Origin of the sequence: Massilia niastensis DSM 21313 (assembly GCF_000382345.1) — a bacterium.
GTDB lineage: Bacteria > Pseudomonadota > Gammaproteobacteria > Burkholderiales > Burkholderiaceae_D > Telluria > Telluria niastensis.
This window is the reverse complement of sequence record NZ_KB908104.1, coordinates 1-25,262: the sequence shown is the minus strand read 5'-3', so window position 1 is coordinate 25,262 and position 25,262 is coordinate 1. Positions and strand designations below refer to the sequence as shown.

General features: G+C 66.5%; 21 protein-coding genes. 12 read left to right on the top strand and 9 right to left on the bottom strand.

The annotated features are described in order from the left end of the window. Positions 1 to 253 precede the first annotated feature (253 nt). The 3 genes from H162_RS0117075 to H162_RS0117065 are packed head-to-tail and all read right to left on the bottom strand — an operon-like array spanning position 254 to position 6,090. On the bottom strand, positions 254 to 2,902 hold the full coding sequence (locus tag H162_RS0117075; RefSeq protein ID WP_026354763.1) for a glycoside hydrolase family 2: 2,649 nt from the start codon (positions 2,900 to 2,902) through the stop codon (positions 254 to 256). 27 nt (positions 2,903 to 2,929) lie between these two features. Next, positions 2,930 to 3,862 carry a sugar phosphate isomerase/epimerase family protein gene (locus tag H162_RS0117070; protein ID WP_020654702.1) on the bottom strand — a complete coding sequence of 311 codons (933 nt, stop codon included), beginning with the start codon at positions 3,860 to 3,862 and terminating at the stop codon, positions 2,930 to 2,932. A 14-nt stretch (positions 3,863 to 3,876) separates the two neighbouring features. Further along, positions 3,877 to 6,090, bottom strand: coding sequence for a glycoside hydrolase family 3 protein (locus tag H162_RS0117065; RefSeq protein ID WP_020654701.1), 2,214 nt, complete (start codon positions 6,088 to 6,090; stop codon positions 3,877 to 3,879). A 247-nt stretch (positions 6,091 to 6,337) separates the two neighbouring features. Between H162_RS0117065 and H162_RS0117060 the strand changes: the two genes are divergently transcribed. Further along, complete coding sequence (locus H162_RS0117060; protein ID WP_040787630.1) at positions 6,338 to 6,958, top strand: DUF6151 family protein; 621 nt, start codon at positions 6,338 to 6,340, stop codon at positions 6,956 to 6,958. A gap of 4 nt (positions 6,959 to 6,962) precedes the next feature. On the opposite strand, the gene H162_RS0117055 is transcribed toward H162_RS0117060, so the two are convergent. Continuing rightward, complete coding sequence (locus H162_RS0117055) at positions 6,963 to 7,877, bottom strand: LysR family transcriptional regulator (protein ID WP_020654699.1); 915 nt, start codon at positions 7,875 to 7,877, stop codon at positions 6,963 to 6,965. A 110-nt stretch (positions 7,878 to 7,987) separates the two neighbouring features. Here H162_RS0117055 and H162_RS0117050 point away from each other — a divergent pair, with 110 nt between their 5' ends. The 9 genes from H162_RS0117050 (at position 7,988) to H162_RS0117010 (ending at position 18,663) form a co-directional block, all read left to right on the top strand. Continuing rightward, entirely contained in the window at positions 7,988 to 8,851 is an 864-nt protein-coding gene (locus H162_RS0117050) for an HTD2 family dehydratase (RefSeq protein WP_020654698.1), read from the top strand. Beyond that, the gene (locus tag H162_RS0117045; RefSeq protein WP_020654697.1) at positions 8,848 to 10,029 is read left to right on the top strand and encodes a CaiB/BaiF CoA transferase family protein; all 1,182 of its coding nucleotides are present in this window, start codon (positions 8,848 to 8,850) and stop codon (positions 10,027 to 10,029) included. Before H162_RS0117050 ends, H162_RS0117045 begins: the two co-directional genes overlap by 4 nt. Next, positions 10,026 to 10,859 (top strand): HpcH/HpaI aldolase/citrate lyase family protein, encoded by an 834-nt coding sequence (locus tag H162_RS0117040; protein ID WP_020654696.1) that lies wholly within the window; start codon positions 10,026 to 10,028, stop codon positions 10,857 to 10,859. Before H162_RS0117045 ends, H162_RS0117040 begins: the two co-directional genes overlap by 4 nt. 19 nt (positions 10,860 to 10,878) lie before the next feature. Further along, positions 10,879 to 12,243: a 3-carboxy-cis,cis-muconate cycloisomerase gene (gene pcaB, locus H162_RS0117035; protein ID WP_040787629.1), complete on the top strand. Its 1,365-nt coding sequence runs from the start codon at positions 10,879 to 10,881 to the stop codon at positions 12,241 to 12,243. Between the two features lie 143 nt (positions 12,244 to 12,386). Continuing rightward, on the top strand, positions 12,387 to 13,382 hold the full coding sequence (locus H162_RS0117030; protein WP_020654694.1) for a porin: 996 nt from the start codon (positions 12,387 to 12,389) through the stop codon (positions 13,380 to 13,382). Positions 13,383 to 13,396: 14 nt separating this feature from the next. After that, entirely contained in the window at positions 13,397 to 15,430 is a 2,034-nt protein-coding gene (locus H162_RS0117025; protein WP_026354761.1) for a 4-oxalomesaconate tautomerase, read from the top strand. A gap of 167 nt (positions 15,431 to 15,597) precedes the next feature. Beyond that, positions 15,598 to 16,578, top strand: coding sequence for a tripartite tricarboxylate transporter substrate binding protein (locus tag H162_RS0117020; RefSeq protein WP_020654692.1), 981 nt, complete (start codon positions 15,598 to 15,600; stop codon positions 16,576 to 16,578). 111 nt (positions 16,579 to 16,689) lie between these two features. Next, entirely contained in the window at positions 16,690 to 17,151 is a 462-nt protein-coding gene (locus H162_RS0117015) for a tripartite tricarboxylate transporter TctB family protein (protein ID WP_020654691.1), read from the top strand. 12 nt (positions 17,152 to 17,163) lie between these two features. Beyond that, complete coding sequence (locus H162_RS0117010) at positions 17,164 to 18,663, top strand: tripartite tricarboxylate transporter permease (RefSeq protein WP_020654690.1); 1,500 nt, start codon at positions 17,164 to 17,166, stop codon at positions 18,661 to 18,663. A gap of 65 nt (positions 18,664 to 18,728) precedes the next feature. Here the strand turns inward: H162_RS0117010 and H162_RS0117005 are convergent, their stop codons facing one another. Next, positions 18,729 to 19,115 carry a VOC family protein gene (locus H162_RS0117005; RefSeq protein ID WP_026354759.1) on the bottom strand — a complete coding sequence of 129 codons (387 nt, stop codon included), beginning with the start codon at positions 19,113 to 19,115 and terminating at the stop codon, positions 18,729 to 18,731. Positions 19,116 to 19,381: 266 nt separating this feature from the next. Next, entirely contained in the window at positions 19,382 to 20,455 is a 1,074-nt protein-coding gene (locus H162_RS0117000; RefSeq protein ID WP_020654688.1) for an MBL fold metallo-hydrolase, read from the bottom strand. A gap of 85 nt (positions 20,456 to 20,540) precedes the next feature. Here H162_RS0117000 and H162_RS0116995 point away from each other — a divergent pair, with 85 nt between their 5' ends. Next, the gene (locus tag H162_RS0116995; RefSeq protein WP_020654687.1) at positions 20,541 to 21,179 is read left to right on the top strand and encodes a TetR/AcrR family transcriptional regulator; all 639 of its coding nucleotides are present in this window, start codon (positions 20,541 to 20,543) and stop codon (positions 21,177 to 21,179) included. An 8-nt stretch (positions 21,180 to 21,187) separates the two neighbouring features. On the opposite strand, the gene H162_RS0116990 is transcribed toward H162_RS0116995, so the two are convergent. The 3 genes from H162_RS0116990 to H162_RS0116980 all read right to left on the bottom strand — a co-directional run bounded on the left by H162_RS0116990 (position 21,188) and on the right by H162_RS0116980 (position 24,309). After that, positions 21,188 to 22,531 carry an MFS transporter gene (locus H162_RS0116990; protein ID WP_051109948.1) on the bottom strand — a complete coding sequence of 448 codons (1,344 nt, stop codon included), beginning with the start codon at positions 22,529 to 22,531 and terminating at the stop codon, positions 21,188 to 21,190. Between the two features lie 36 nt (positions 22,532 to 22,567). Then, a complete protein-coding gene (locus H162_RS0116985) occupies positions 22,568 to 23,107 on the bottom strand; it encodes a DUF3237 domain-containing protein (RefSeq protein ID WP_211223713.1) in 540 nt (179 codons plus the stop codon). Between the two features lie 125 nt (positions 23,108 to 23,232). Further along, positions 23,233 to 24,309: a porin gene (locus tag H162_RS0116980; RefSeq protein WP_026354758.1), complete on the bottom strand. Its 1,077-nt coding sequence runs from the start codon at positions 24,307 to 24,309 to the stop codon at positions 23,233 to 23,235. Positions 24,310 to 24,652: 343 nt separating this feature from the next. Here H162_RS0116980 and H162_RS0116975 point away from each other — a divergent pair. Next, positions 24,653 to 25,262: tripartite tricarboxylate transporter substrate-binding protein (locus H162_RS0116975; protein ID WP_020654683.1), on the top strand; the 610-nt coding region annotated here is incomplete at its 3' end.

Below are 25,262 nucleotides of genomic sequence, written 5' to 3'. Positions count from 1 at the left end.
TTTCTGTTGTAAGCCGCGGGTAGCAATGCGTCCAGCGCCAGGGCGCCCGCGCCGGCAGCAGGAGCATGGTGGTAGCGGTACCGCAAGTGCCGACGGACCTTGGTGAGCGGAGCTCTAGTTTCCGCAGCAAACGGGGAATCGTGCGAAATAGCAACAGCTATTGAACGCATGTGGACGGTGCCGGCGACCGTCCAGCGATGGAGGGGTGTGCGGAGGAGCCGGCAACAGGCTTGCCGGCTTCCCGGGTCATGCGTCAGCGCGGATGCACGCTGAACGAGGACAGGATCGCCTCGCCTGCTTTCGGAACGAATGCGAATTTGCCCTTGCCGTCGGTGACGCGCAAGGAAACGCTGCGCTCGACCGCCTTCAGGCTGCCGGCGACCGCTGCGAGGTCCAGATCCGCCAGCGCGACGCTGCCCTGGACCAGGACGTCGAACACCCGCTTGCCCAGCGGCTGCCCGTCGACCGGCTCGACGAAGCGCAGGGTCAGGACATACTCGCCATTGGGCAGCGGCAGCTCGTAGGCGAAGCGGCCGCTGCGGTAGGCCAGGTACATCTTCTGGTCGGCGGCGCCGGCCACCACTTTCGGCGGCGGCGGATTGCGGCGCACCGGCTCGTTCAGCAGCCTGCCCTCGCCGCCGCTGAAGAAATTGTCCGAACCGTAGAGCCCGGCGCTAGTGTCCGTCACCCCCAGCTGGCCCGCAAGGACCCGGTAGACGCCCGGTCCGTCCGCGCGCCGCCATACCGCGCGGTCGCGCAGCTGCCGGCCGTCCAGCGATGCCTGCACGACCATCTCGTTGTCGCCCTGGGCCAGCACGACCTTGGGCCACAGGCAGATCCGCTCGACGCAGTCGACGCTGCCCAGGTCCCGGCCATTGACGGACAGGCGCGCCTTCGGGGCATTGCTGTAGGCCTTGACATCGGCCACCGGGCTGGCCCGGTCGAGGTAGCGGTGTCCGGCCAGGTAGATCATCGGTTCCGGGTTCCAGTGGGCCTTGTAGAAATAGAAGGATTCCTTCTTCACGCTGCGGTCGAAGCTGACGATGCCCTTGTCGTTGGTGTCGACCAGGTCCCCTTCCATGCGGATCGCGGTGCCGAAATCGAACATGTTCCACAGCCAGCTCCCCCACAAATAAGGCTTGTCGCGCAGCTGGAGCCAGGTCTGTTCGTGGATGTACGACTGGAAGCCTTCCGGGTGGGGACGCCCGCCCGCGATGACCGGGCCGCCAAGGGGATTGTCGGTATGCTGGGACAGGGCCCCGCCGGCGCCGTACTCGGTGACGCTGATCGCCTTGTCCGGGTAGAACGCATGCACCTCGTCGAGATAGGCGCCCAGGTCCGACACCTTCGCGTAATACCAGCCGAAGTACACGTTGACGCCGAAGACGTCGACCGCCTGCGGAGGTGAATCGAGGCCCTTCCCCGGCGTGGTCGGCATCAGGGAGCCCGGCAGCGTTCCGCAGCAGCTCGCCAGTACCGGAGGCCGCGAAGGATCTTCTTCGCGCGACAGCCTGGCCAGCCTCTCGAGCAGGGGCACGGTCGGCGGCTTGGGATTCATCCAGACGTTGCCGATGTTCGGTTCGTTCGCGATCGACCAGACGGCGACCGACGGATGATTGAAGTTCTGGCGGATCAGTTCGCGCAGGTGCTGTTCCGCATTCGCGATGAAGCCTGGCGTCGCGGCCGGTTCGCCATAGGGCGCCGACAACAGGACCAGGGGCACTTCCGCCCAGACCACCAGTCCCATCCGGTCGGCCAGGTCGTAGTCCGCCTGGGCGTGCTGGTAATGCGCCAGCCGCACGGTATTGGCGCCGATGTCCTTGATGATGGCGTAATCGCGCTCCAGTTCCTCCTGCGTGGCAGCCCATCCATTGGCGCCGGTCTCCTGGTGACGGTTGACGCCACGCAGCACCAGCGGCTTGCCGTTCAGGAAAAAGCCCTTGTCGGGATCGAAGCGCATCGTGCGGATGCCGATATTCTGGGCGACCGTGTCCAGCGCGCCGGCGCCGGACAGCACCTCCACCTGCAGCCTGTACAGGTAGGGGTCGGCCACGCCGTTCCACAGGCGCGGCCTGGCCACGTCGAGGATGGTCTGGACGTCGCGCTGCGCCGCCACCGCCAGCGAGAGCGGCCGGGTTGTCGAGGCGACGACCGTCCCCTTGGCATCGACCAGCGAGGTGCGGATCCTCACCGACTGCGCGGCGCCGGCGTCGTTGCGCACCTTCGCCACCACCTCCACGCGGGCGCGGGCGGCGTCCAGCGCCACGGTGCGCGCATACACCCCCGGCCCGCCATGGTCGGCCAGGTCGATGTGCACGGGGGCGGTCGTCACCAGCGATACCTTGCGATACAGGCCGCCATACATGAACCAGTCGCCGCCCATCGGCAGCGTCTCGGCGGTGACGGAGCCCCTGGTCTCCGGCGCCGTGTTATCGGTACGCACGACCAGCAGGTTGTCGCCGGGGCGGATCGCATCGCTGACGTCGAAGCGGAATCCCGACACACCGCCGGAGTGGCGTCCCAGCAGGACGCCGTTGAGCCAGACATCGCTGACGATGCTGGCGCCGTCGAACTGCAGCCAGGTCCGGCGCGGCTTCGCCGTCCAGGCGTCGGCACGGAACCTCAGGCGATACCATCCCTTCCCCCGGCGGTCGTTGGCGTCAGGCGTCTTCGTCGCATGGCCGCCGATCCTGTTCCAGGTGTGCGGAAGAGTCACGACCTGCCAGTGGCGGTCGTCGGAGTGCTCGGTGTGCCCGTCGCCGAATGCGAAGCGCCAGTCCTTGTCCAGCGAGGTCTCGGTGCGTCCGCTGCCGGCCGCAGGGGACGCATGGGCGCCGGCGCCAAGCAGCATGACGGCCGCCAGCGACGCGGCGACCAGATGAACCAAGCCTTGAACACTCATCTATATTTTCCTGGGTATATATGCCGGTCAGGGTTGACCGAGAATCCGCTGCAGGTAGTGCAGGCTGGTAGCGATACTGGCCATGGGATCGGCGGGGAAATCATGCTCGACGTAGTAGTGCGCCATGCCGGCGGTCTTCGCGTGATCGAAGATGGAGCGGAAATCGATGATGCCCTGCCCCAGCGGCAAAGGAGCGAGCCGCTTGTCGTCGATATCCTTGACGTGCCACAGGCCGAAGCGGCCCGGGTATCGCTGGAACAGGACGACCGGATCGACTCCGGCCTTGACGGCCCAGGCGATGTCCAGCTCCATGGTGAGGTGATCGGGACTGGTTCCCTTCAGGATCATCTCGTACGGCGTCGTACCGCCCAGCGGCCTGAACTCGGTCTCGTGGTTATGCAGCGAGAGCATGAGGCCCGCCTTCTTGCAGGCCTCGCCGGCCCGGTTCAACAACGCGATGGACGCGTCGACCTCCTTGAGCGTCGCGGTCGGCACACCGGCGCACACCAGGTAGCGCGGACCGCCATCGGCGACGTAGTCGATGATCTCCTGCATGTTATCGCGGAGGTTGAGGGCCCTGGCGAATACCCTGGGCTTGCCGCTGGCGTCGAGGAACGGCTTGGCCGCCGGATCGATCCTGCGCGGCTCACCCGGAACGTGATGCGACGACCAGGTCATGCCGAGCTCGCCCACCATCGCGGCAAACGCGCGCGGCGTCATGCCGTACATCCCCGCCTGCTTGCTGTACGAGGATTGAAGATCGCGATAGCCGAGCTGCGCGACCTTCCGCAGCGTGCCTTGCACGTCCGCATCGAGCACGTCGAACAGCGTGAACAGCTGGAGTCCGAACCCGTGGCCCGCAGGGCCGGCCTTGTGCGCCTGTGCGAAGGCCAGCGCCCCGAGGGCGCCCAGCAGGGCGGCCTGTCCCGAGGCGCAAAGGAATTTTCTTCGGTCAACCATATGGGCTCGGCTTCTCAATAGCTCAGGCCGAAGCCATAGGGGAACAGGGTGTCCGCCGCGGGATAGCCAGGCACGTCCGACTGCTTGTTGACGATGGCCTCGAGATTCTTCGCCAGCGCGAACGGCAGCTTGCCCTGGGGCTTGAATTTGCCGCTGACGACTTCGAGCAAGGCGACGTCGCTGACACCGAAGGTGCCCAGCAAGGCGCCCGCATTCCGGAAGCCGCTGGCCTCGTCCAGCACATAGGGCTGGCGGAAATAGATCGCCAGGACAGTACGCTCCGCGCCCACTTCACGCATCACCGCCTGGATATCCGCCAGCGACGGCGAGATCTGCCAGGACTGGGAGGCCGCCATGGTGGTGAAGGACAGGTTGCTGACTTCCCACGGGAAGGGTCCGCCGAACAGCAGCCCGAGATCGTCGACGCACTTCGGATTCTGCTCCGGGAAGCTGTTGCATGGATCTTCAAAGCCCCAGGGCTTGCCGGTGCGCGGGTTCAGCCTGGCCGTGTCCGCTCCCATCTGCCTGGTGCGGTAAGCAAGCGTGGACTTCATCGGGTTGGTCACCTGGACCCGGATGATGGCCGCGTCATGCCCGGCCGCGCTGGCGCGCGATCCCGGCGCGGTGTAGTTGCCGTCGGTGACCTGGTAGCCGTAGGCTTCGACGTCGGCCTTGCCCATCCCCATCGTATAGACGCGCTTGCCCGGCGCCAGCGGCAGCAGGCGGCTCGGGCTCTGTTCGCGGTTCTGCAGCAGCACGATGGACTGCTTCTGCACCTGCAGCCCGGCGGCGCGGTGCCCGGCATTGCCGACCACGCTGTCGACCTGGTCGGCGTCCACGTAGGGATTCTCGAACAGTCCGAGCCTGAACTGCGCCAGCAGCAGGCGGCGGGCGGCTTCGTCCACGCGTTCCTGCCTGACCAGTCCGCGTTCGACGAGGCCGGTGACGACCTGGTTGTCATTGAATCCGGACAGCACATCGACGCCCGCGTTGACGGCCGTGGCCGCCCGTTCGGCGACCGTCTTGCCTTCCAGCCCCCAGGCGCGCTCGTTGATGATGCCGGTATCGGAATTCACGTAGCCCTTGTAACCGAGCTTGTCGCGCAGCAGGTCGGTGACGATTTGCCTGCTGAACGCGAAACCGATCTGGTCGTAGGTCACACCCTCGTAGGTCACGTTGATCGGCACGCCGTAGTAAGGCATGATCGCCTCGACGCCGGCGTCGATCGCCGCCTTGAACGGCTTGAGGTGGTAGCCGAAGTTCCCGCCCGGGTACACCTGCTGCTTGCCGAAGGAGTAGTGCGGATCCAGTCCCTGTTCCTGCGGGCCGCCGCCCGGGAAGTGCTTCATGGTCAGGGCGACCGAGGACCGCGGATTCAGGGGCCCGCCCTGCAGCCCGCCCACCAGTGCGCGCATGATGTCCGCATTCAGGTCGGCATTCTCGGTGAACGCTTCCGAGATCCGGTACCAGCGCGGCTCGGTGGCGAGATCGGCCATGTAGCCGTACACGCCGCGCAGGCCGACCGAACGGAACTCCGTCCCCATCACCTCGGTCAGGGCGCGGATCGGCGACATGTCGCCGGTGCCCAGGGCCGCCGCCGCCATGCCCGCCTCGCGGGGGAATTCGGTGAAGGCGCCGGCGCCTCCCGAGATGCCGAAGCGCGGATCGTTGTTGTAGTGGTTGCGCTGGTTGTCCTTGAACAGCACGGGGATGCCCAGGGATTCCGCCTCCGCCAGGCCCTGCACCCCGTTCTGGAATTCGGCAAACTGGCGCGGGGTGACGGTGAAGCCGCCGCGTCCCGCCTTGACGCTGCCGTCGCAGGCATCCGGCCTGGCGCTGGCGACGTTGCGCAGGATGAAGCGCGTCATCTTCTGGGTCTGGACGAACTTGCCGGCCTCGGTCGACGCCAGGTCGCCGGCGCAGCCCGCGTTCAGGGTGTCGATCAGCATCATGCCGGCCTTCTGCTCCTTCGTCATGCGCGGCAGCAGGTCGGCCACGCGCTGCTCGGCCGGGAGGCGCCAGTCCTCATAGGCATCGAGGCGGCCGTTGCCGTTGGCGTCGCGAAAGCGGTAGCCGCCCACGTCCAGGACGGTCTTGCTGCGCACCCCGATGGCTGGCTGCTCGAGTTGCTGGACGGGGCCGCGGGCGGCGCAGCCGCTCAGTACCGGCAGTGCGGCACAGGCCACCGCCAGGGCGATGGTGCGGGGACGCAGGCAAAACAATTCCATTGGATCTCCTCCGGCAGGCGATCGCCTGTCTGTTATTTTCAGTAAGCTGATACACGCGCGACGAAGGTCCAGCCCTGTCACGGGCGCATGTACAAGTGCAGGCATCCTAGCTTCAACAAGCATGCTTGTCTAACCTACATTTTCGACATCAGGTATCCACAAATCCGATGTCTGGTACGAATACTGTTCACCACGCACGGCATGCCTCACAATGCGCAGGATGGTCATTTTTTAGAGAGACGAACACATGGGACAAACACCCCACAAGATTCAATGCCGCTGCGGCCAGCTCGAAGGCGAACTGACGTCCACCGTGGGCGCGATGCACCTCGCCTGTTACTGCCGGGACTGCCAAGCCTATGCGCATGCGCTGGGCAATCCCGGGCAGGTACTCGATGAACTGGGCGGCACGGACGTCATCGCCACGCTGCAGCATCGCCTGCGCTTCACGAAAGGCGCGGACTCGCTCGCCTGCCTGATGCTGTCCAGGCAGGGCGTCCTGCGCTGGTACGCCAGCTGCTGCAATACGCCGATCGGCAACACGGCGCGCGATCCCAGGCTGTCGTATATCGGGCTCGTGCACACCTGCATGGGCATGCCGGCCGCCGACCTGGACAAGGAGTTCGGAACGAATCGCGTCGTGGTGAACAAGAAGGATGCCAGGAAGCCCAAGCGCGACGCCAGCTCGGCGAGCGCGCTGTTCGCCATCTGGCGCATCATCGGTTCGGTCGTGTGGGCGCGCCTGAACGGGAGCTGGAAGAAGAGCCCGTTCTTCCAGCCCGGCAGCACCAGGCCCGTGGCGGCGCCGCGGGTACTGAGCCAGGAAGAGCGGGAACAGGCCTACGAGGCCGTCTTGCCCGCGAAGTAATCCCCTACTCGGGCTGGCCGCTGGCGAGCGGCCAGGTCGTTTCGATCAGATCGTACAGCTTGCGCGCGGACGGGGACAGTTCCCGTCCGTGCCGGCGAATCAGGCCCACATTCCGGTCCACCGTCGGCTCGACCAGCTCCACCTTCGCCAGGGTCGCATGCTCGCCCTGCGGCATGGACAGGCGCGGCACGACCGCGACCCCCAGCCCCGCTTCCACCAGGCCCAGCAGGGTCGAGACGTGCTTCGCCTCGAAGCACCAGCTTGGCCGGACGTTGGAGTTGGCCAGCGCCAGGTCGACCACCAGCCGGTTGCCGCTGCTCTTGTCGACCGTCATGAAGTCGTACTTCGCCAGTTCCGCCCAGGTGACCTGCTGCCGGCTGGCCAGCGGGTGGTCGCGGTGGCATGCCACGACAAAGGGTTCCTTCAGGATGACCTGGAAGGCGATCTCGGGCTCCTGGGTGCCGATGAAGTTGATCCCGAAATCCGCCTCTCCCCGCGCCACGCTCTCCAGCACGGCGTTGGCGCTGTCGTCGATGATCCGGACCCGGATGCGCGGATACTGCTCGTGGAAATGGCGCAGCACCTTGGGCAGGAAGTAATACACCGCCGACGGCACGCAGGCGATGACCACCTCGCCCAGCTGCGACGCCGCCACCGCCTGCATGCTCAGCAGGGAATTCTCCAGGTCGTCCAGCAGGCTGCGCGCCTTGTGCGAAAAATCCCGTCCCACCGCGGTCAGGTTGACGCTGCGCGTGGTGCGCTCGAACAGCCGGACCCCGAGCGCCAGCTCGAGCTTCTCGATCCGGCGGCTGAGCGCCGGCTGCGACAGGTGGATCGAATCCGCCGCCGCCCGGAAACTGTTCAGTTCAGCCACCGCCACGAACGCGCGCAGGTCGGCGAGATCGAAATTCATGTTCATGACGCATCAATCCCAAGGAAATTTGCAATATACAAATCAATACGGTAGCGCGAAACTGACTCCATTGCAAGCAGGCGAACACGCCGCACGAACACCACAGGGAGACGACGATGGACCTGAAAGAATGGATCGGCACCAGCGAAACCGTGACCGACACCTTGACCGCGACGCCCTATGCCGCGCTGGCGGCGACGCTCGACCGCCCGGCGGAACGGCCGCAACCCGGCACCGCGCTGCCGGCGCTGTGGCACTGGCTGTACTTCCTGCCCCTGTACCGGCAGTCCGAGGTCGGTGCGGACGGGCACGCGAAGCGCGGCGCCTTCCTGCCGCCGGTCACCCTGCCGCGCCGCATGTGGGCGGGCAGCCAGTTCAGCTTCCACGCGCCCTTGCATATCGGCGACGAGGTCACCCGCACCTCGACCATCGACAATGTCACCGACAAGGAAGGCCGGACCGGCAAGCTGGTATTCGTCAAGGTGAAGCACGAGATCCGCCGCCGCGGCGAGGACCAGGTCGCGCTGACCGAATTCCATGACATCGTCTACCGCGATGCCGTCCAGCCGGGCGCAGCCGAACCGGCACCCACCGCAGCACCGCTCGACGCCCAGTGGGAACGCAAGGTGGTGCCCGACGACGTGCTGCTGTTCCGCTACTCCGCCCTGACCTTCAACGGCCACCGCATCCATTACGACCGCCGCTACGTGACCGAGGTCGAAGGCTATCCGGGCCTGATCGTGCATGGCCCGCTGGTCGCCACCCTGCTGCTCGACCTGCTGCGCGAACACCTGCCCGATTCCGTCGTGGCCAGCTTCGAGTTCCGTGCGCTGCGCCCGGTGTTCGACATCCACCATTTCTTCGTCTGCGCAGAGCAGCTCGCCGATGGCAGCGTTCACCTGTGGGCCAGGGACCACCAGGGCTGGCTGACGATGGATGCCCGCGCCACCCTGCAGGCCGCGGCCGGGAGTGCAGCATGAGGCCGCTCGAAGGGATCACCGTCGTCACGCTCGAACATGCGATCGCCGCCCCGTTCGCGACCCGCCAGCTGGCCGATCTCGGCGCCCGCGTCATCAAGGTCGAACGTCCCGGCGTGGGCGACTTTGCGCGCGGCTACGACGAACGGGTGCGCGGCATGGCGTCGCACTTCGTCTGGACCAACCGTTCCAAGGAAAGCCTCACGCTGGACGTCAAGCATCCCGAAGCGCAAGTCATCCTGCGGCGCCTGATCATGGAACAGGCCGACGTCGTGGTGCAGAACCTGGCGCCGGGCGCCGCGGCGCGCCTGGGCCTGTCGTATGCGGCCCTGTCCGAGGCCAAGCCCGGGCTGATCGTGTGCGACATTTCCGGCTACGGCAGCGACGGCCCCTACCGCGACAAGAAGGCCTACGACCTCCTGATCCAGAGCGAAGCGGGATTCGTGTCGGTGACGGGCAGCGCCGACGAACCGGCCAAGGCGGGTCCGTCGATCGCCGATATTTCGGCCGGCATGTACGCCTACACCAACATCCTGGCCGCCCTGCTCCAGCGCGCCAAGACCGGCCGCGGCCGGCACATCGACATCTCGATGCTCGAATCGCTGGTCGAGTGGACCAGCTACCCGCTGTACTACGCCTTCGACGGCGCCCCGCCGCCGCCACGGACCGGCGCCAGCCACGCGACGATCTATCCCTACGGTCCCTTCCCTGCAGGCGACGGGAAGACCGTCATGCTGGGCCTGCAGAACGAACGCGAGTGGGCGCTCTTTTGCGAGAAGGTCTTGCGGGCGCCGGAACTCGCGGCTGATCCGCGCTTTGCCAGCAACTCGAAACGCAACGCCGCCCGGCTTGAATTGCGCGCACTGATCGTCGACGCCTTTGCCGCGCTGACGGCAGCCGACGTCGTCGCACGGCTGGATGAGGCGCAGATCGCCAACGCCAATGTCAACACGATGAGCGAAGTATGGGCGCACCCGCAGCTGGCGGCGCGCGGCCGCTGGACCGAAGTCGCCTCCCCGGTCGGTAACATCCCGGCCCTGCTGCCTCCCGGTTCGTGGGAAGAGCAGGCGCCGCGCATGGATGCCGTGCCGGCGCTGGGGCAGCATACCGATGCGATCCTGGCCGAACTCGGCTACGAGGCCGGCCGCATCGCCCGGCTGCGCGAGGAGAAGGCGCTATGAACACCGACACCCCACAGGTCGCACGCAGCTACCTGTTCGTCCCGGGCAACCGTCCCGACCGCTACGCCAGGGCCTTCGCATCCGGCGCCGACGCCGTCGTCATCGATCTCGAAGACGCGGTCGCCCCGGAGCGGAAGGAAGCGGCGCGCACGGCGCTCGCGGCCTGGGGCGCCGGAGAGCAGGGACATGGCGCGCAACTCGTCGTGCGCATCAATGACGATGCCAGCGCATGGTTCGACGCCGACCTGGCGCTGCTGCGCACCCTCGGTCCCTGCGCCGTGATGCTGCCCAAGGCCGAATCGGGCAGCCAACTGGAACGCATCGCCGCACTGCTTCCCGCCGCGAGCGTGATTGCCTTGATCGAGTCGGCTGCCGGCCTGCTCGAAGTCGACGCCATCGCCAAGGCGCCATGCGTGCAGCGCCTGGCTTTCGGTACGCTCGACTATGCGCTCGATCTCGGCTTGACCGACGATCCGCGCGGCCTGCTGTATCCGGCCAGCCGTATCGCCCTCGCCTCGCGGGTCGCCGGACTCCCGTCCCCGATCGCCGGCATCACGCCCGCATTCAATGACGATGCCGCGCTGCGCAGCGACTTCGAGCTGGCGAGAAGCTGCGGCTTCGGCGCAAAGATGTGCATCCACCCGCGCCAGATCGACACCGTCCACGCGATGCTGGCGCCCACCCCGCAGCAGATCGACTGGGCCAGGCGCGTCCTCGCCGCCGCACAGTCAGGCTCGGGGGCAGTCCAGGTCGACGGAAAGATGGTCGACCGCCCGGTCCTGCTCAGGGCCAGCGCCATGCTGAACCAGCCGCCAGCCACACCTTACTAATCGAATCAGGAGACCCATCATGCCCGCAACCATTGTCGACTCAGCTATTTTCGGAAACATCTTCAGCACCGCAGCGATGCGCCAGATCTGGTCGGACGAGAACCGCACCCGCAAATACCTGGACATCGAAGCCGCGCTGGCCCGCGTCCAGGGACGCCTCGGCATCATTCCGCAGGAAGCCGCCGAGGAAATCGTCAAGAACTGCGTGCTCGACAAGATCGATATGGCGAAACTGGCCGAGCAGACCCAGCGCATCGGCTACCCGATCCTGGGCGTGGTCTCGCAGATCAATGCGCTGTGCCGCGACAAGCTGGGCGAATACTGCCACTGGGGCGCCACGACCCAGGACATCACCGATACCGCCACCGTGCTGCAGATCCGCGAAGCGCTCGACCTGGTCGACGGCGAACTGGCCGCCATCTCGGCCGCGATGGCCGACCTGGCGGCGCGCCACCGCGACACCCCGATGATCGGGCGCAGCAACCTGCAGCAGGCGGTCCCGATCACCTTCGGCTACAAGGTCGCCGGCCTGCTGAGCGCCATCGAGCGCCACCGCGAGCGCCTGGCGCAGCTGCGTCCGCGCGTGCTGGTCGGCGAATTCGCCGGCGCCTCGGGCACGCTCGCTTCCCTCTCCGAGGGTGGACTCGAGACCCAGGCCGGCCTGATGCAGGAACTGGGACTCGGCCAGCCCGACATCGCCTGGCACACCATTCGCGACAATATCGCCGAAGTCGGCTGCTTCCTCGGCCTGGTGACCGGCACCCTGGGCAAGTTCTCGACCGACGTCAAGCTGATGATGCAGACCGAAGTCGGCGAAGTGTACGAGCCCTTCGCGCACGGCCGCGGCTCGAGCAGCACCATGCCGCAGAAGCGCAACCCGATTTCGTCCTGCTACATCCACGCCTGCATCAGCGTCGTGCGCCAGCACGTCGCCGCCCTGCTCGACGCCAATGTCGCCGACCACGAACGCTCGACCGGGCCATGGGAGATCGAGTGGATCGTCCTGCCGGAGATGTTCTGCCTGGCCGCGGGCGCGCTGGCCCAGTCGCGCTTCGTCCTGGAAGGCCTGGAAGTGGACCAGGGCCGCATGCGCGCCAACCTCGACCTCACCAATGGCCTGGTGGTGTCCGAGGCCGTGATGATGGGGCTCGGCCCCTACCTCGGGCGCGAATATGCGCACGACCTGGTGTACGACATCTGCCGGGTCGCGATCAGGGACGAGCGCCCGCTGCTCGACCTGCTGGTCGAGAACGCGGAAATCTCCCGGCACCTGGACCGGGCGGCGCTGGCCTCCCTGTGCGATCCCGCCAACTACCTCGGCCTGTCGGGCGAGATGGTCGACCGGGTCCTGCGCAGCCGCGCCAGGCGCGCCGACCTGAGCTGACAAGCCACGCCGGTCCGGGCTCGATGATGCATCAGTAGCCCGGACCTCTCCCAGGTATTTCATTGCGCGCCACGTGCAAGGACCCCTTGCATCCGTACCTCGAGCATCACCCCGGTATTCATAACGATAAACGGAGACATCCCATGAACAAATCCCCATTCGGGCTGGCAGTGCTGGCCCTGTTCTCGACAGGCGCCCTGGCGCAGGCCAACGTGTCCGTCTACGGCATCGTCGACGCCGGCGTCGTGCGGGAAAGCGGCGGCCCGGCCGGCCCCGTGACCAATATCAGCAGCGGCATCGCGTCCGGATCGCGCCTGGGCTTCAAGGGCAAGGAGGATCTCGGCGGCGGCCTGGCCGCCGTGTTCCAGATCGAGAGCGGCTTCAATGCCGATACCGGCGCCTCCGGCCAGGGCGGCGTGCTGTTCGGGCGCCAGGCCTTCGTGGGCTTGAGCGGCAAGTTCGGCGCCGTCACCCTCGGACGCCAGTACACGCCCTACTACAAGACCCTGCGCGACATCGGCGATCCGTTCGGCGCGGTCAGCCTGGCCGGCCGCTCCGGCAACCTGTTCGCCACGAATACCCGCGCCAACAACATGGTCGAGTACGTGAGCCCGGCTCTCGCCGGCGTGCGTGTCGATCTCGCCTACGCCCCCGGCGAAGTCGCCGGCGACAGTACCAGGAGCCGGCAGCTGGGCGGATCGGTCGGCTATGCCGGCGGGCCCTTGACCATCCAGCTGGCCCATCACCGGATCGAGAACGCCACCGCGACCGACACCACCAGGAATACGCTGGTATCCGCACACTACAAGTTCAAGCCGGTCACGGTCTACGCGTCCTATGCACTCAACAAGGGCCCAGGGCTGGCGGACAGCAAGGACATGCTGGCCGGCGTGGCCGTCCCGTTCGGCGCCAACAAGCTGCTGCTCTCGCACGTGCGCCATGACGATGAAACGGCGGCCAACAACGATGCGTCCCAGTGGGGTATCGCCTACCACGTGCAGCTGTCCAAGCGGACCGACATCTACGCCGCCTACGCCGTGATCGACAACCGCAACGGCGCCGCCTTCAAGGTCGGCAACGCCACCGACACCGGCACCGGCGACAAGGCCTTCAACCTCGGCGTCCGCCACAACTTCTAAGCGACTCGACCATCATGAGCAAAATCCTTCCCTGTGTACTGATGCGCGCCGGCACCTCGCGCGGCCCCTTCTTCCTGCGCGAGTGGCTGCCCGACGACGACGAGACCCGCGACCAGGTCCTGATCGGCGCCATCGGGGCCTCGGATCCGCTGCAGCTCGATGGCGTGGGCGGCGGCAGCACCCTCAACAGCAAGGTGGCGATCGTGTCGCGCTCGACCCGGCCCGGCTGCGACCTCGACTACCTGTTCGCCCAGGTCGGCGTCGGCCAGCGTTCGGTCGACACCCGGCCGAATTGCGGCAACATGCTGTCGGGCGTGGTCCCGTTCGCGCTCGAACAGGGGTTGATCGAGGCGACCGAAGGCACGACCACCGCACGCATCTTCAACGTGAACACCGGTTCGCGCATCGACGTCACGGTGCAGACGCCGGGACGCCGCATCACCTATGAAGGCGACGCGCGCATCGACGGCGTCGCCGGGACCGCGGCCCCGATCCACCTGAACTTCCTCGATGCCTGGGGCGCCGTCACCGGCAGCGTGTTCCCGACCGGCCGCCGGATCGACACGATCGACGGCATCGAGGTGACCTGCATCGACGCGGCGATGCCCCTGATGATCGTGCGCGCCGCCGACCTGGGCCTGCATGGCGGCGAAAGTCCGGTCGAGCTCGATTCGAACCAGGCCTTGCTCGACCGGATCGAAGCCTTGCGCCTCGTCGCAGGCGACATGATGGGCCTGGGAGACGTGTCGAACAGCGTGGTGCCGAAGCCGGTTCTTGTCAGCGCCGGCGACGGCGCCGACAGCATCACCTCGCGCTATTTCACGCCGCGCCGCTGCCACGCATCGCATGCCGTCACCGGCGCCATCGGGGTCGCCAGCGCCTTTGCGCTGCCCGGCACCGTGGCCAGCCGCAGCGCACCATGCGCCGGCGTCGGCAACGTCACGGTGCTTCACCCTTCCGGCCGCATCGACATCGAAGTCGACGTCGAAGGAAACGGAGCGTCGGCACAGGTCAAGCGTGCTTCCCTGTTGCGGACCGCCCGCAAGATCCTGCAGGGCGAGCTGCATATCCCGGACTATGTGCTGTCGCGACCGGCCGAAGCGGATGCCCCGCGGTTGGCCGGGAATGCACCGGACGCCGTACCCGACGCCCCCGCCTTCCCGAGCAAGCCAATCAGGATCGTCGTGCCCACCGTGGCCGGCGGCGGCAACGACACGATGGCGCGCGCCATCGCAAAGACGCTGGCGGTGCTCCTGGAGCAGCCCGTCATCGTCGACAACCGGGCCGGCGCCGACGGGACCATCGCCGCCGAGTATGTCGCTGGCAGCGCGCCGGACGGCCACACGCTGATGTTCGGCTATATCGCGACCCACGCCATGAACCCGGCGCTGCAGCAACTGCGCTACGACCCGGTAGCCGACTTCGAGCCGGTCAGCCTGGTGGCCTATTCGCCGACCCTGCTGGTGGCATGCCCGGACGTCGCGGTCGACAGCGTCGGCGACCTGGTGGCGCGCCTGAGGAGCGCGCCGAACCGGTACCGCTATGCGTCGGCCGGCATCGGCACGGCGCCGCACTTCGCCGGCGCGCTGTTCGCCCTGAATTCGGGTACCGACATGCAGCACCGGCCCTACAACGGCGCGGCGAATGCCGTCGACGCCACCATGGCGGGACAGGCGCACTTCATGTTCCCCAGCCTGTTCACGGGCGCGCGCCTGATCAAGAGCGGCAGGCTGCGCGCGCTGGCGGTGGCCGGTCCGAAGCGGACGCCGATCCTGCCCGACGTCCCGACACTGGCGGAAGCCGGCATCGATGGCGTGGACGTGACCCAGTGGTATGCGCTGTTCGCTCCCGCGGGAACCCCGCAAGCGGTCATCGACAAGTTGAACCGGAGCCTCAGGAAAGTCCTGTCCGACCCCGAACTCATCCAGCGCATCGAGCAGGATGGCGCCGAGGTCCATGCCAGCACTCCCGGGGAACTGCGCAGCCTGGTGCAGTCCGAACTCGGGAAATGGAAAGCCGTGGTCCAGGCGGCGAAAAAGACGGGCTAGTTTCCCCAGGTATTCGACGCCTGGAGCAATGCGCCAGGCGCATCAATACCAAGAAAGTTTGCAATATACAAATCAATCCCGCCGCGAGAGACTGTATTCGTGCCCAGCGCTACAGCTTTCCCTGCGATCCAGCCATGACAGCCATTAATATAACCAGGAGACGACACATGAAACCGACCACCTTCCCTTACCTGCTCGCCACGGCTGCAGCCACGCTGCTCTCGGTAGCGCCCGCCGCGATGGCGCAGGACTATCCGAAACGGGCCATCACCCTGGTCGTTCCCTATGCCGCCGGCGGCGGCACCGACAACGTCGCCCGCGGCCTCGCCAAAGGCATGTCCGAGAAGCTGGGCCAGGCGGTCGTGGTCGACAATCGCGGCGGCGGCGGCGGGGCCATCGGCTCCAAGCTGGTGGCCAAGTCGGATCCGGACGGCTATACGCTGCTCTTCGTCAGCTCGTCGTTCGTCACCCACGCCGCCATCGAAACCAAGCCTTCCTACGATGTGGTCAAGGATTACGCACCGATCGCCATGATAGGACGTGCCCCGCTGATCCTGGTGACCCACAAGAGCGTAGGTGCAAAAACGGTCCCGCAGCTGATTACGGCGTCCAAGAAAAAGGCCGAAGGGATCAACTTCGCCTCATCGGGTCCTGGCACCGTCCTGCATCTGGCCGGAGAACTGTTCAAGCAGCGAACCGGGTCCAACATGACGCACGTCGCGTACAAGGGGAGCGGTCCGGCGACGGCGGATTTGCTGGCGGGTCGCACCCAGATCTTCTTCACGACCATTCCTGCGATGGCGCAGCAGGTCAAGACAGGCGCCGTGGACCTGCTCGCCGTGACCGGCAGCGAGCGCTCGCCGCTGTTTCCTGACGTACCGACCATCGCGGAATCGGGCGTTCCCAAGTACGACATCACCACCTGGTGGGGCGTCCTTGCCCCGGCCAACACGCCTGCGCCGATCGTCGCAAAGCTGAACAAGGTGATCAATGAACTCAGCGCCTCGGAATCGATGAAGGCGCGCCTGGCCAGCGAAGGCGCCACATCCTACTCGGGCACGCCGGCCGCGTTCGGCTCGATGCTGGGCACCGAACTCGCGCTGTGGCGCGAGGTGGCGAAGGCCTCGAACCTCAAGGGCGCGCACTAAGCGCACGCCACACCCCCCACTGCATCACCACGAGACGCCGTCCGGCCGCCAGCAGCGGCCGGGCAGGCCGTCGCACGCCTCACACACATCCAACAAGAAGGAGACATCGTCATGCGATCGACGCTACGCAGTCCGAAGGATTTCTGGTCGGGGATCATGTTCCTCGCTTTCAGCCTCGCCATCGTGCTCATTGCCCGCGAATACCCGATGGGCACCGCGGGGCAAATGGGACCCGGGTTTTTCCCGACCATGCTGGGATGGGTGCTCGCCGCCATCGCTGTCGTCACCCTGCTCGGTTCGCTCACGACGGATGGCGAGCCGCTCGAGCGCTTTGCCTACAAGGACATGGCCCTGATCCTGGGCGCCGTCCTGCTGTTCGGCTTCCTGGTGCGCGGCGCCGGACTGGTGGTGGCGATCCCGCTCCTCATCCTCATCAGCGCCTTCGGCAGCGCCAAGTTCCGCTGGCGCCCCACCGTGGCGCTGGCGATCGGCGCCACCGTCTTCTGCGTGCTGCTGTTCGTGAAAGCGCTCGGCCTGCCCCTGCCCGTCCTGGGCCCGTGGCTCGGCGCCTGACAGGAGATCGGCATGGACATTCTCGCCAACCTGGGACTGGGCTTTGAAACGGCCTTTACCCTCGCTAACCTGTTTTACTGCCTGCTCGGCGTGTTCGTCGGGACCGCCGTCGGCGTCTTGCCCGGTCTCGGTCCCACGGCCACGATCGCGATGCTGTTACCGATCACTTTCGGACTGCCGCCCGTATCGTCGCTGATCATGCTGTCCGGGATCTACTATGGCGCGCAGTACGGCGGTTCCACCACCGCCATCCTCGTCAACCTGCCGGGCGAGGCCTCCTCGGTGGTCACCGCGCTGGACGGCTACAAGATGGCGCGCAATGGCCAGGCCGGACGCGCGCTGGCAACCGCCGCCCTTGCCTCCTTCTTCGCCGGCACCGTGGCCACCTTCCTGCTGGCGTGGTTCGCGCCGCCGCTCACGCTGCTCGCGCTGAAGTTCGGTCCCGCCGAGTATTTTTCGCTGATGACCCTGGGCCTGGTGGCATCCGTGGTGCTGGCCCACGGCTCCCTGATCAAGGCGCTCGGCATGGTGGTGCTCGGCCTGGCCCTCGGCCTCGTCGGCACCGACGTCAATTCGGGCGCCACGCGCTACACCTTCGACCTGCCGCCGCTGGCGGACGGCATCAACTTCGTCATCGTGGCGATGGGGATGTTCGGCATTGGAGAGATCATCAAGAACCTGGAGCATGAGTCGACCCGCACCATGACGATCAGGAAGGTGGAAGGACTGCTGCCGACCAGGGCCGACCTGCGGCGCATCGTGGCGCCGGTCCTGCGCGGTACCGGCCTCGGCGCGATACTCGGCATCCTGCCCGGCGGCGGCGCGATGCTGTCGTCGTTTGCTTCCTACTCGATCGAGAAGAAGCTCTCGCCGAACAAGGCGCAGTTCGGGCATGGCGCGATCGAGGGCGTCGCCGCGCCCGAGGCGGCCAACAATGCCGGCGCCCAGACCTCCTTCATTCCGATGCTGACGCTCGGCATCCCGTCGAACCCCGTGATGGCGCTGATGATCGGCGCCATGATCATCCAGGGCATCCAGCCCGGCCCCGCCGTGATGACGGAGCAGCCGGCGCTGTTCTGGGGGATCATCGCTTCGATGTGGATCGGGAACTTGTTCCTGGTGGTGCTGAACCTGCCGATGATCGGCCTGTGGGTGCGCATGATCATGGTGCCCTACCACCTGCTGTATCCGGCCATCCTGCTGTTCTGCGCGATCGGCGTCTTCAGCCTGAACAACAGCGATGTCGATATCTACCTGATGGCGGTGTTCGGACTGTTCGGCTATGTCTGCGCCAAGCTCGAATGCGAGCCCGCGCCGCTCATGCTCGGCTTTATCATCGGGCCGATGATGGAAGAATACCTGCGCCGCGCCTTGCTGCTGTCGCGCAGCGATCCGATGGTGTTCCTGAGCAGCCCGATCAGCGCGACGATGCTGTCGATGTCGGTGATCGCCCTCGTGATGGTGATGCTGCCGGCCTTGCGCAAGAAACGGGAGGAGGCATTTGTAGAGTAATCACTATCCGCCCGGGGATGGACCGCGTTGTCCTCCCTGGGCGGCACGGCTGGAAGAAGAACCCTTCATTTGCCGTTGATGCTCAGAATGTTGCCATCAGGGTCTTTGAGCCACACCACTTTCATCTGGTCGCCGACGTGGATGTCCCCTTCGAGCCGCATTCCTTCCATCTCGTAGTGCTCGAAGCTGGCGCCTTTCGCTTTCAGGGCGGCGACGATCTCGCCGATTTCCGCGCCCACGTCCCAGGTGACCACGGTCGCCTGGTTGGTGCCGGCATACTTCGACTCGTAGACGAAGATCCGGGACTTGCCGCTCAGGTAGCACACGACCCCTTCGCACTTGTCCCCCGCGCTGCTGTCTTCCTGTAATCCAAGCACATTGCCGTAGAACTTCCTCGCCGCTTCCACATCGCGCACACCGATCGTTGCAATTGCTTCCTTGTTAGATAGCATGATGCCCTCCATCGGGTTGGGTTATCCGCGTAGCCTACTGCGCCCGGGCCCCGCGCAGCGCACCTTTGAACCACGACAGGCGGCTCATCCCGGCGCCGCGGCGAACGCATGGGCCAGACTCAACATCCCGAGGTTGATTCGACGGCCAGGTCGCCCCTGGCGATCATCACGCCGCAACAGGGCGAGCGCATGGCCGCGGGCGACCTGCACACGATACGTCAACCAGCGCACGAATTGGAAGCGGATCGACGCGGGCGACCGGCCCGCTACTTCAGCGCCCGCCACCACGGGTTGCCGGCATGCGGCTGCCCGAGATCGAGCGGCTCGCCCATTTCCGGCGTCGTCAAGGCGACGCCGCGCTGGGCCGCGAGCCCGGCGATACGGTCGAACGGTTCCTGCCAGCGGTGCAGGCCCAGGTCGAAGGTACCGTTGTGGACCGGCAGCAGCCAGCGTCCCTTCAAATCGAGGAAGGCCTGCAAGGTCTCTTCCGGCTGCATGTGGACGTCCGGCCACTGCTTGTCGTACGCCCCCGTCTCGAGCATGGCCACGTCGAAGGGACCGTACCTGTCGCCGATTTCCCTGAAGCCGGCGAAGTAGCCCGTGTCGCCGCTGAAGAACAGGCGCAGCTCGTCATGCAGGATCACCCAGGACGCCCACAGGGTCGAGTTGCCGTCGTTCAGGCCGCGTCCCGAGAAATGCTGCGCCGGCGTCGCCACGAAGCGCACCCCGTCCAGGTCGGCTTCCTGCCACCAGTCCAGCTGGCGGACCTTGGCGGGATCGACGCCCCAGTCGACCAGGCGCTTGCCCACGCCCAGCGGCGCCAGGAAATGCGTGGTCCTGGCGGCGAGCGCCATGATGGCCGCGTGGTCGAGATGGTCGTAATGGTCATGCGAGAGGATCGCGGCCTTGATCGGCGGCAGCTCGTCGATGCCGATCGGCGGCGCATGGAAGCGCGCGGGACCGGCCCACTGCACCGGCGAGGCCCGCTCCGAGAACACCGGATCGGTCAGGTAGAACTCGCCCGCCAGCTTGATCAGCATGGTCGAATGGCCCAGGCGGAACAGGGTATTGTCCGGCGCGGCGAGCAGGTCGCCCTGGCTGAGGGGGCGGACGGGAACCGCTTGCGTGGGGGCCGTGCCGGCCGGCTTGTCGAACATAAAGGTCCAGAACAGGCGCGCCGTCTCGCCGGCGCTCTGCCGGTGCATCGGGACGGGATTGTGGAACTTGCCGTCCCGGAACTGGGGCGAGTCCTGGAAAAACAGGGGGACTGAAGCCCAGGTGTTGCAGTAAGCCATGATGGACAGGATCCCCAGGACGAGAGTGATAGACAGGAGGCGCATCGGTAAGCGGTTCCGGATTAAAAGTACACTACACAGTGTAGTTTCTCTTTTTGTGAAAGTAAACTGGTGAGTGTAAAATTCATGGATGAACGCACCCTCCCGCCTTACCGACCGCAAACGCAGCGCCATCGTCGCGGCGGCTGCCGAACAGTTCCGCTCGCATGGCTTCGAGGCCACCAGCATGGACCGGATCGCCGCGCTTGCCGGGGTGTCGAAGCGCACCGTCTACAACCACTTTCCCAGCAAGGAAGAACTGTTCGAGGAGACGCTGGTGCAGCTGTTCCAGAGCTGCGCCGGCATGGTGGAGCTGGCCTACCGACGCGACCGCGGCCTGCGCGAGCAGCTGGTCGAACTGATGACCCTGAAGATGCGTACCCTGGCCGAGCGGGATTTTCTCGACCTGGCGCGGGTGGCGGTGGCCGAGGCGATCCATGCGCCGGAACGCGCCTTGCCGGTCTTCGCCCGCCTGGGCGAACGCGAGGAAGGCGTGACCGCATGGATCCGCGCGGCGCAGGCCGACGGCAGGCTCAAGCCCGGCGATCCGACGTTCGCCGCGACCCTGCTGCAGGGGCAGATCAAGGCGTTTGCGTTCTGGCCGCAGGTGGCCATGGGCGCCCCGCCCCTGGACCCGGCCGAACAGGAGCCCGTCGTCGACGCGGCGGTATCGATGTTCCTGTCCTACTTCGCCGTCGAGCGAAGCGTGTCCGGCGCGGCCGAACCTTGATTCGGCACTCAATCCAGTGCGCGGTTGCGCGACTCCATGTCGACGCACAGGATCGCGATCGCCCCCGCCACCAGGAAGCCCGAGAGCATCGCCAGCGACAGCGTGAAGTGCGTCGCCATCACCGGCGCAATGATCGCCGGCGCGAACAGGCCGCCGAAGCGCGCAACCGCACCGGCCACGCCCATCCCGCTGGCGCGCAGGCCGGTCGGATACACCTCGGGCGTGAAGGCGTACAAGGCGCCCCATGTGCCCAGCAGCGCAAAGCTCATCAGCAGGGTCGAACCGATGACCATGGCGGGAGCACTGCCGAGGCTATAGCCCATGCAGCCCACGGCGCTCAGCAGCAGGAAGCCCACCAGGGTCGGCTTGCGTCCCCAGCGCTCCACGCCGTAGGCCGACAAGGCGAAGCCGGGCAACTGGACCAGCGCCAGGATGATCAGGAAGACCTGGCCCCGCATGAAGCCGAATCCTTCGGCGCCCAGCTTCACCGGCAGGTAGACGAACACGCCGTAGTAGGCGATCGAGATCAGTCCCCACGCAATGAACAGGGAGATGCTGCGGCGGCGCAGGCCGCTGGAAAACAGGGAAAACACCGAGCGGTGCATGGGCGTCTCCGCCTGCAGGGGCGGGATCTCGACGGTGCGGCCATTGGCCCTGGCCACGCGCTCCAGGACCGCGCGCGCCTGTTCCGCTTGTCCGCTGCGGGCCAGGTACAGCGGCGATTCGGGAACGTAGAAGCGCAGTACGACACCGACCAAGGCGGGGATGCCGGTGACGAAGAAGATCACCCGCCAGGCGTCATCCCCCCAGCGCACGGCGACCAGGGCCAGGACCGCCAGGAAAATGGTGCCGATCGCCCAGAAGGATTCGAGCATGACCAGCCAGCGGCCCCGGCGTTCGCTGGGAAGGAATTCCGCCATCATCGTGTAGTCCACCGGCAGCGTGCCGCCCACGCCGATGCCGGTCAAGAACCGGAGCGCAAGGAGCCAGGCGAGATCGGGGGAGAATGCCGACGCCACGCCGCAGCAGGCATCGATGATCACCGCCATCATCAGCACCGGGCGCCGCCCGATCCGGTCCGCGAGGCGGCCGAACACGAAGGCGCCGACCAGCATCCCGCTGAAGAAGAAGGTGCCCGTCTGCAGGGCCTGCGGAATCGGCACCCCGAAGGTCCTGGCGATCGAGGGCGCGCTGAAGCCGATCGACAGCACCTGCATGGCGTCGGCCGCCCAGACCAGGCCGAAGATCACAAACAGGCGGTACTGGAACCTGCCGACGCCGGCCGCCTGGATGCCCTGTTCCACTGTTATCACTGGCGCGTCCTTGTCGAGGGTGGTGGCTGAAGTGGACATGGCGATCGTTTCCGTTCAGGGCTGCCTGGTGCGCTTTCAGTCGACCCTGTAGAAGCGTATGAGCGCCGCATCCGGGTGGCGCTCCGCCACGCCGATGAAGACGGCCCGGTTGAGCCACTCGTACTTGCTGCCGAGCGGCGCCTCGAACCGCGCTGTCGTCCGGAAGTAATACGCGTTCGCCGGCACATGCTCCCCTTTCGCCATCCGCTCCAGCACCGCTGGCGGCGCGTGGCGCACCCCGCGGTTATCCACCATGACCAGGGTGCCGTCGTCGGCCTTCAGCGTGTATTTCGCCTGCACGTCGACCACCCCGTCCGGACGGACGAACTGCCAGTCGGCGCCGCCCGGCACCACCGTGCCCGTCAGGGCGGGACCGCTGACCGTCCCGCCGACGATCGGCACCACGCGCCGCAAGCCGTGCGCGCTCTGGCCGATGACCAGCGGCTTGTCGACCTTGATCCGCGCCCCGAACACGAATTCGGTCCGTAGCGCCGGGGCGGACGGCGCGTCCGCCTGGGCATGGGCAGGGCTCATCGCTGCCGCCCACCATACCAGGCAACCCATGTACTGTTTCATGGCAACTCCGAATCAGTGGTTCGCCGCTGGTGATCGCCTTCTCGAGCACCCGGCGTAACCCTGGTTCTACCTCATGTGCAGCCATCGCGGCGCGCACCAGGCGCGCGATGGCCCGGCGCCGTCCGTCAGAACCGGTGCTGGATGCCCACCAACACGGCGGTCTGGTGGTCGGCAAAGCCGGTCACGCCGCCATCCTCGGACGAATCGCGCGACACGCCGACCGGGACGCCGCCGCTTGCCCTGGCATGCGCAGCCGTGGCGTACACGCTGGTCCGCTTCGACAGCGCATACTTGGCGCGGACGACGAACATCTTCGGATCCGCGGCGGTATCGCCCGGCGTCACCCCGGCCTTGATATCCTGGTAGTAGACCACCGCGCTCAGGTCGACGGCTGGCGTGACCTGGACATTCGTACCTGTCCACCAGGTATTCGCCCGCACATCGCTCCCGGTACCCCGCTCCAGCTTGTAGTTCCTGAGGCCGAGCTTCAGGCTGACGGCTTCGGTGACCTGGTAGGCGGTGGCCGCGTGATACACCCTGGACACCGGACGGATGCCCGCCGCGCTCGTCGTGCCGTTCACGCGTTCGCCCGTCACGACGACACGCAGGGGCCCCATTTCATAGGCGCTGGCGGCGGCGAACTTCCTGCCATCGGCTTCGCTGCCCGCGACCTCGCCCGCGCCGTACGATGCGCCGATCTTCAGGCCGCCGAACTGGCCCTGGTACTTCACCATATTGTCGAAGGCGGTCGTCATGCCGTATTTGCTGGACAGGGTGCCGCCGCCTCCCGGGATCCACGAATAGCGCGGCGCGTAACCCATCGGGTCGAAGGGATTGACGAAGTCGTAGACCGTCGTGAACGAGCGGCCGAGCACGATCCGGCCGAGCCGGCCTTCCAGCCCGACGTTGGCCTGGCGGCGGAACAGCGGGCCGTCGCTGGCGCCGGCATCGATCAGGAGTCCTGCTTCGAGATTGAATACCGCCTTGAGTCCCCCTCCCAGGTCCTCGGTGCCGCGGAAACCGAGACGCGAGTTGTTCGAGCCGCCCGAGTAGACCCGTGTCGTGCCTTCTCCCGACGCATCGGCATTCGTCACGTGTTCGATGCCCGCATCCAGCAGTCCATAGACCTGTGCATTCGACTGGGCGCAGGCGGCGCCGCTGGCTGCAGCGGCAATCGCTGCCACAAGAGCACGTTTATTCATCGTCTTCCTCCGTTATAAGTTTAATAAGGCGCATTGCTCTCCCTGCGCGTACGACAGCGATTGCGCCTGCCACAAGGCTCATGAGAGCCTCTGTATCCGGCAATAAATTGCATATCGTCGCGTCATAATGCAGTTAGAAATCGAGCAAGTCAACCAGCGGAAAAACGCGGATGGGACATTTCAACAACACCGGCAACGACAAAATGCATTGCATAATTTTGCAATTAAATGCAAACTGACGATCCACTACGCCGATTTGCCGCCATGAATCTGCTGTCTGTGGCAGTGATGGCAATACAACATTGCACCGATGTCAGGTGCAACCCACAAAGGAGACGCTGCTATGTACAAGATCAATGGAAGCCTTGCCCGTGCGATTGCTCTGGGCGCCGCCCTGGCCGCCGCCGCCCCCGCGATGGCGCAGGCGCCGCTGGAACTGAAAATCCTGGCGCCGGCCGCGCCGGGCGGCGGCTGGGACAGCGCCTCGCGCTCCCTGCAGCAGGTCATGGTCGCCACCGGCGCCGCCAGGAGCGTCCAGGTCCTCAATGTGCCCGGCGCCGGCGGCACCGTCGGCCTGGCCCAGTTCGTCAACGGCGCCAGGGGCGACGGCAAGCAGATGATGACGATGGGTATCACCATGCTGGGCGCCGTGCTCACCAACCGGTCCCCGGTCAACCTGGAGTCCGTCACCCCGATCGCGCGCCTGACCGCCGATCCGCTGGTGATCGTGGTCCCGGCCAGCTCGCCCCACAAGACGGTCAAGGACCTGGCCGCCGCCCTGAAGGCCGACACCGCGAAGGTGGTGTGGGCGGGCGGATCGGCCGGCGGCGCCGACCACATCCTGGCCGGCCTGGTGGCCAGGACCGCCGGCGGCGATGTCCGCAAGCTCAACTACGTCCCCTTCTCCGGCGGCGGCGAAGCCCTGGCCGAGATGCTGGGCGGGCGCGTCACCG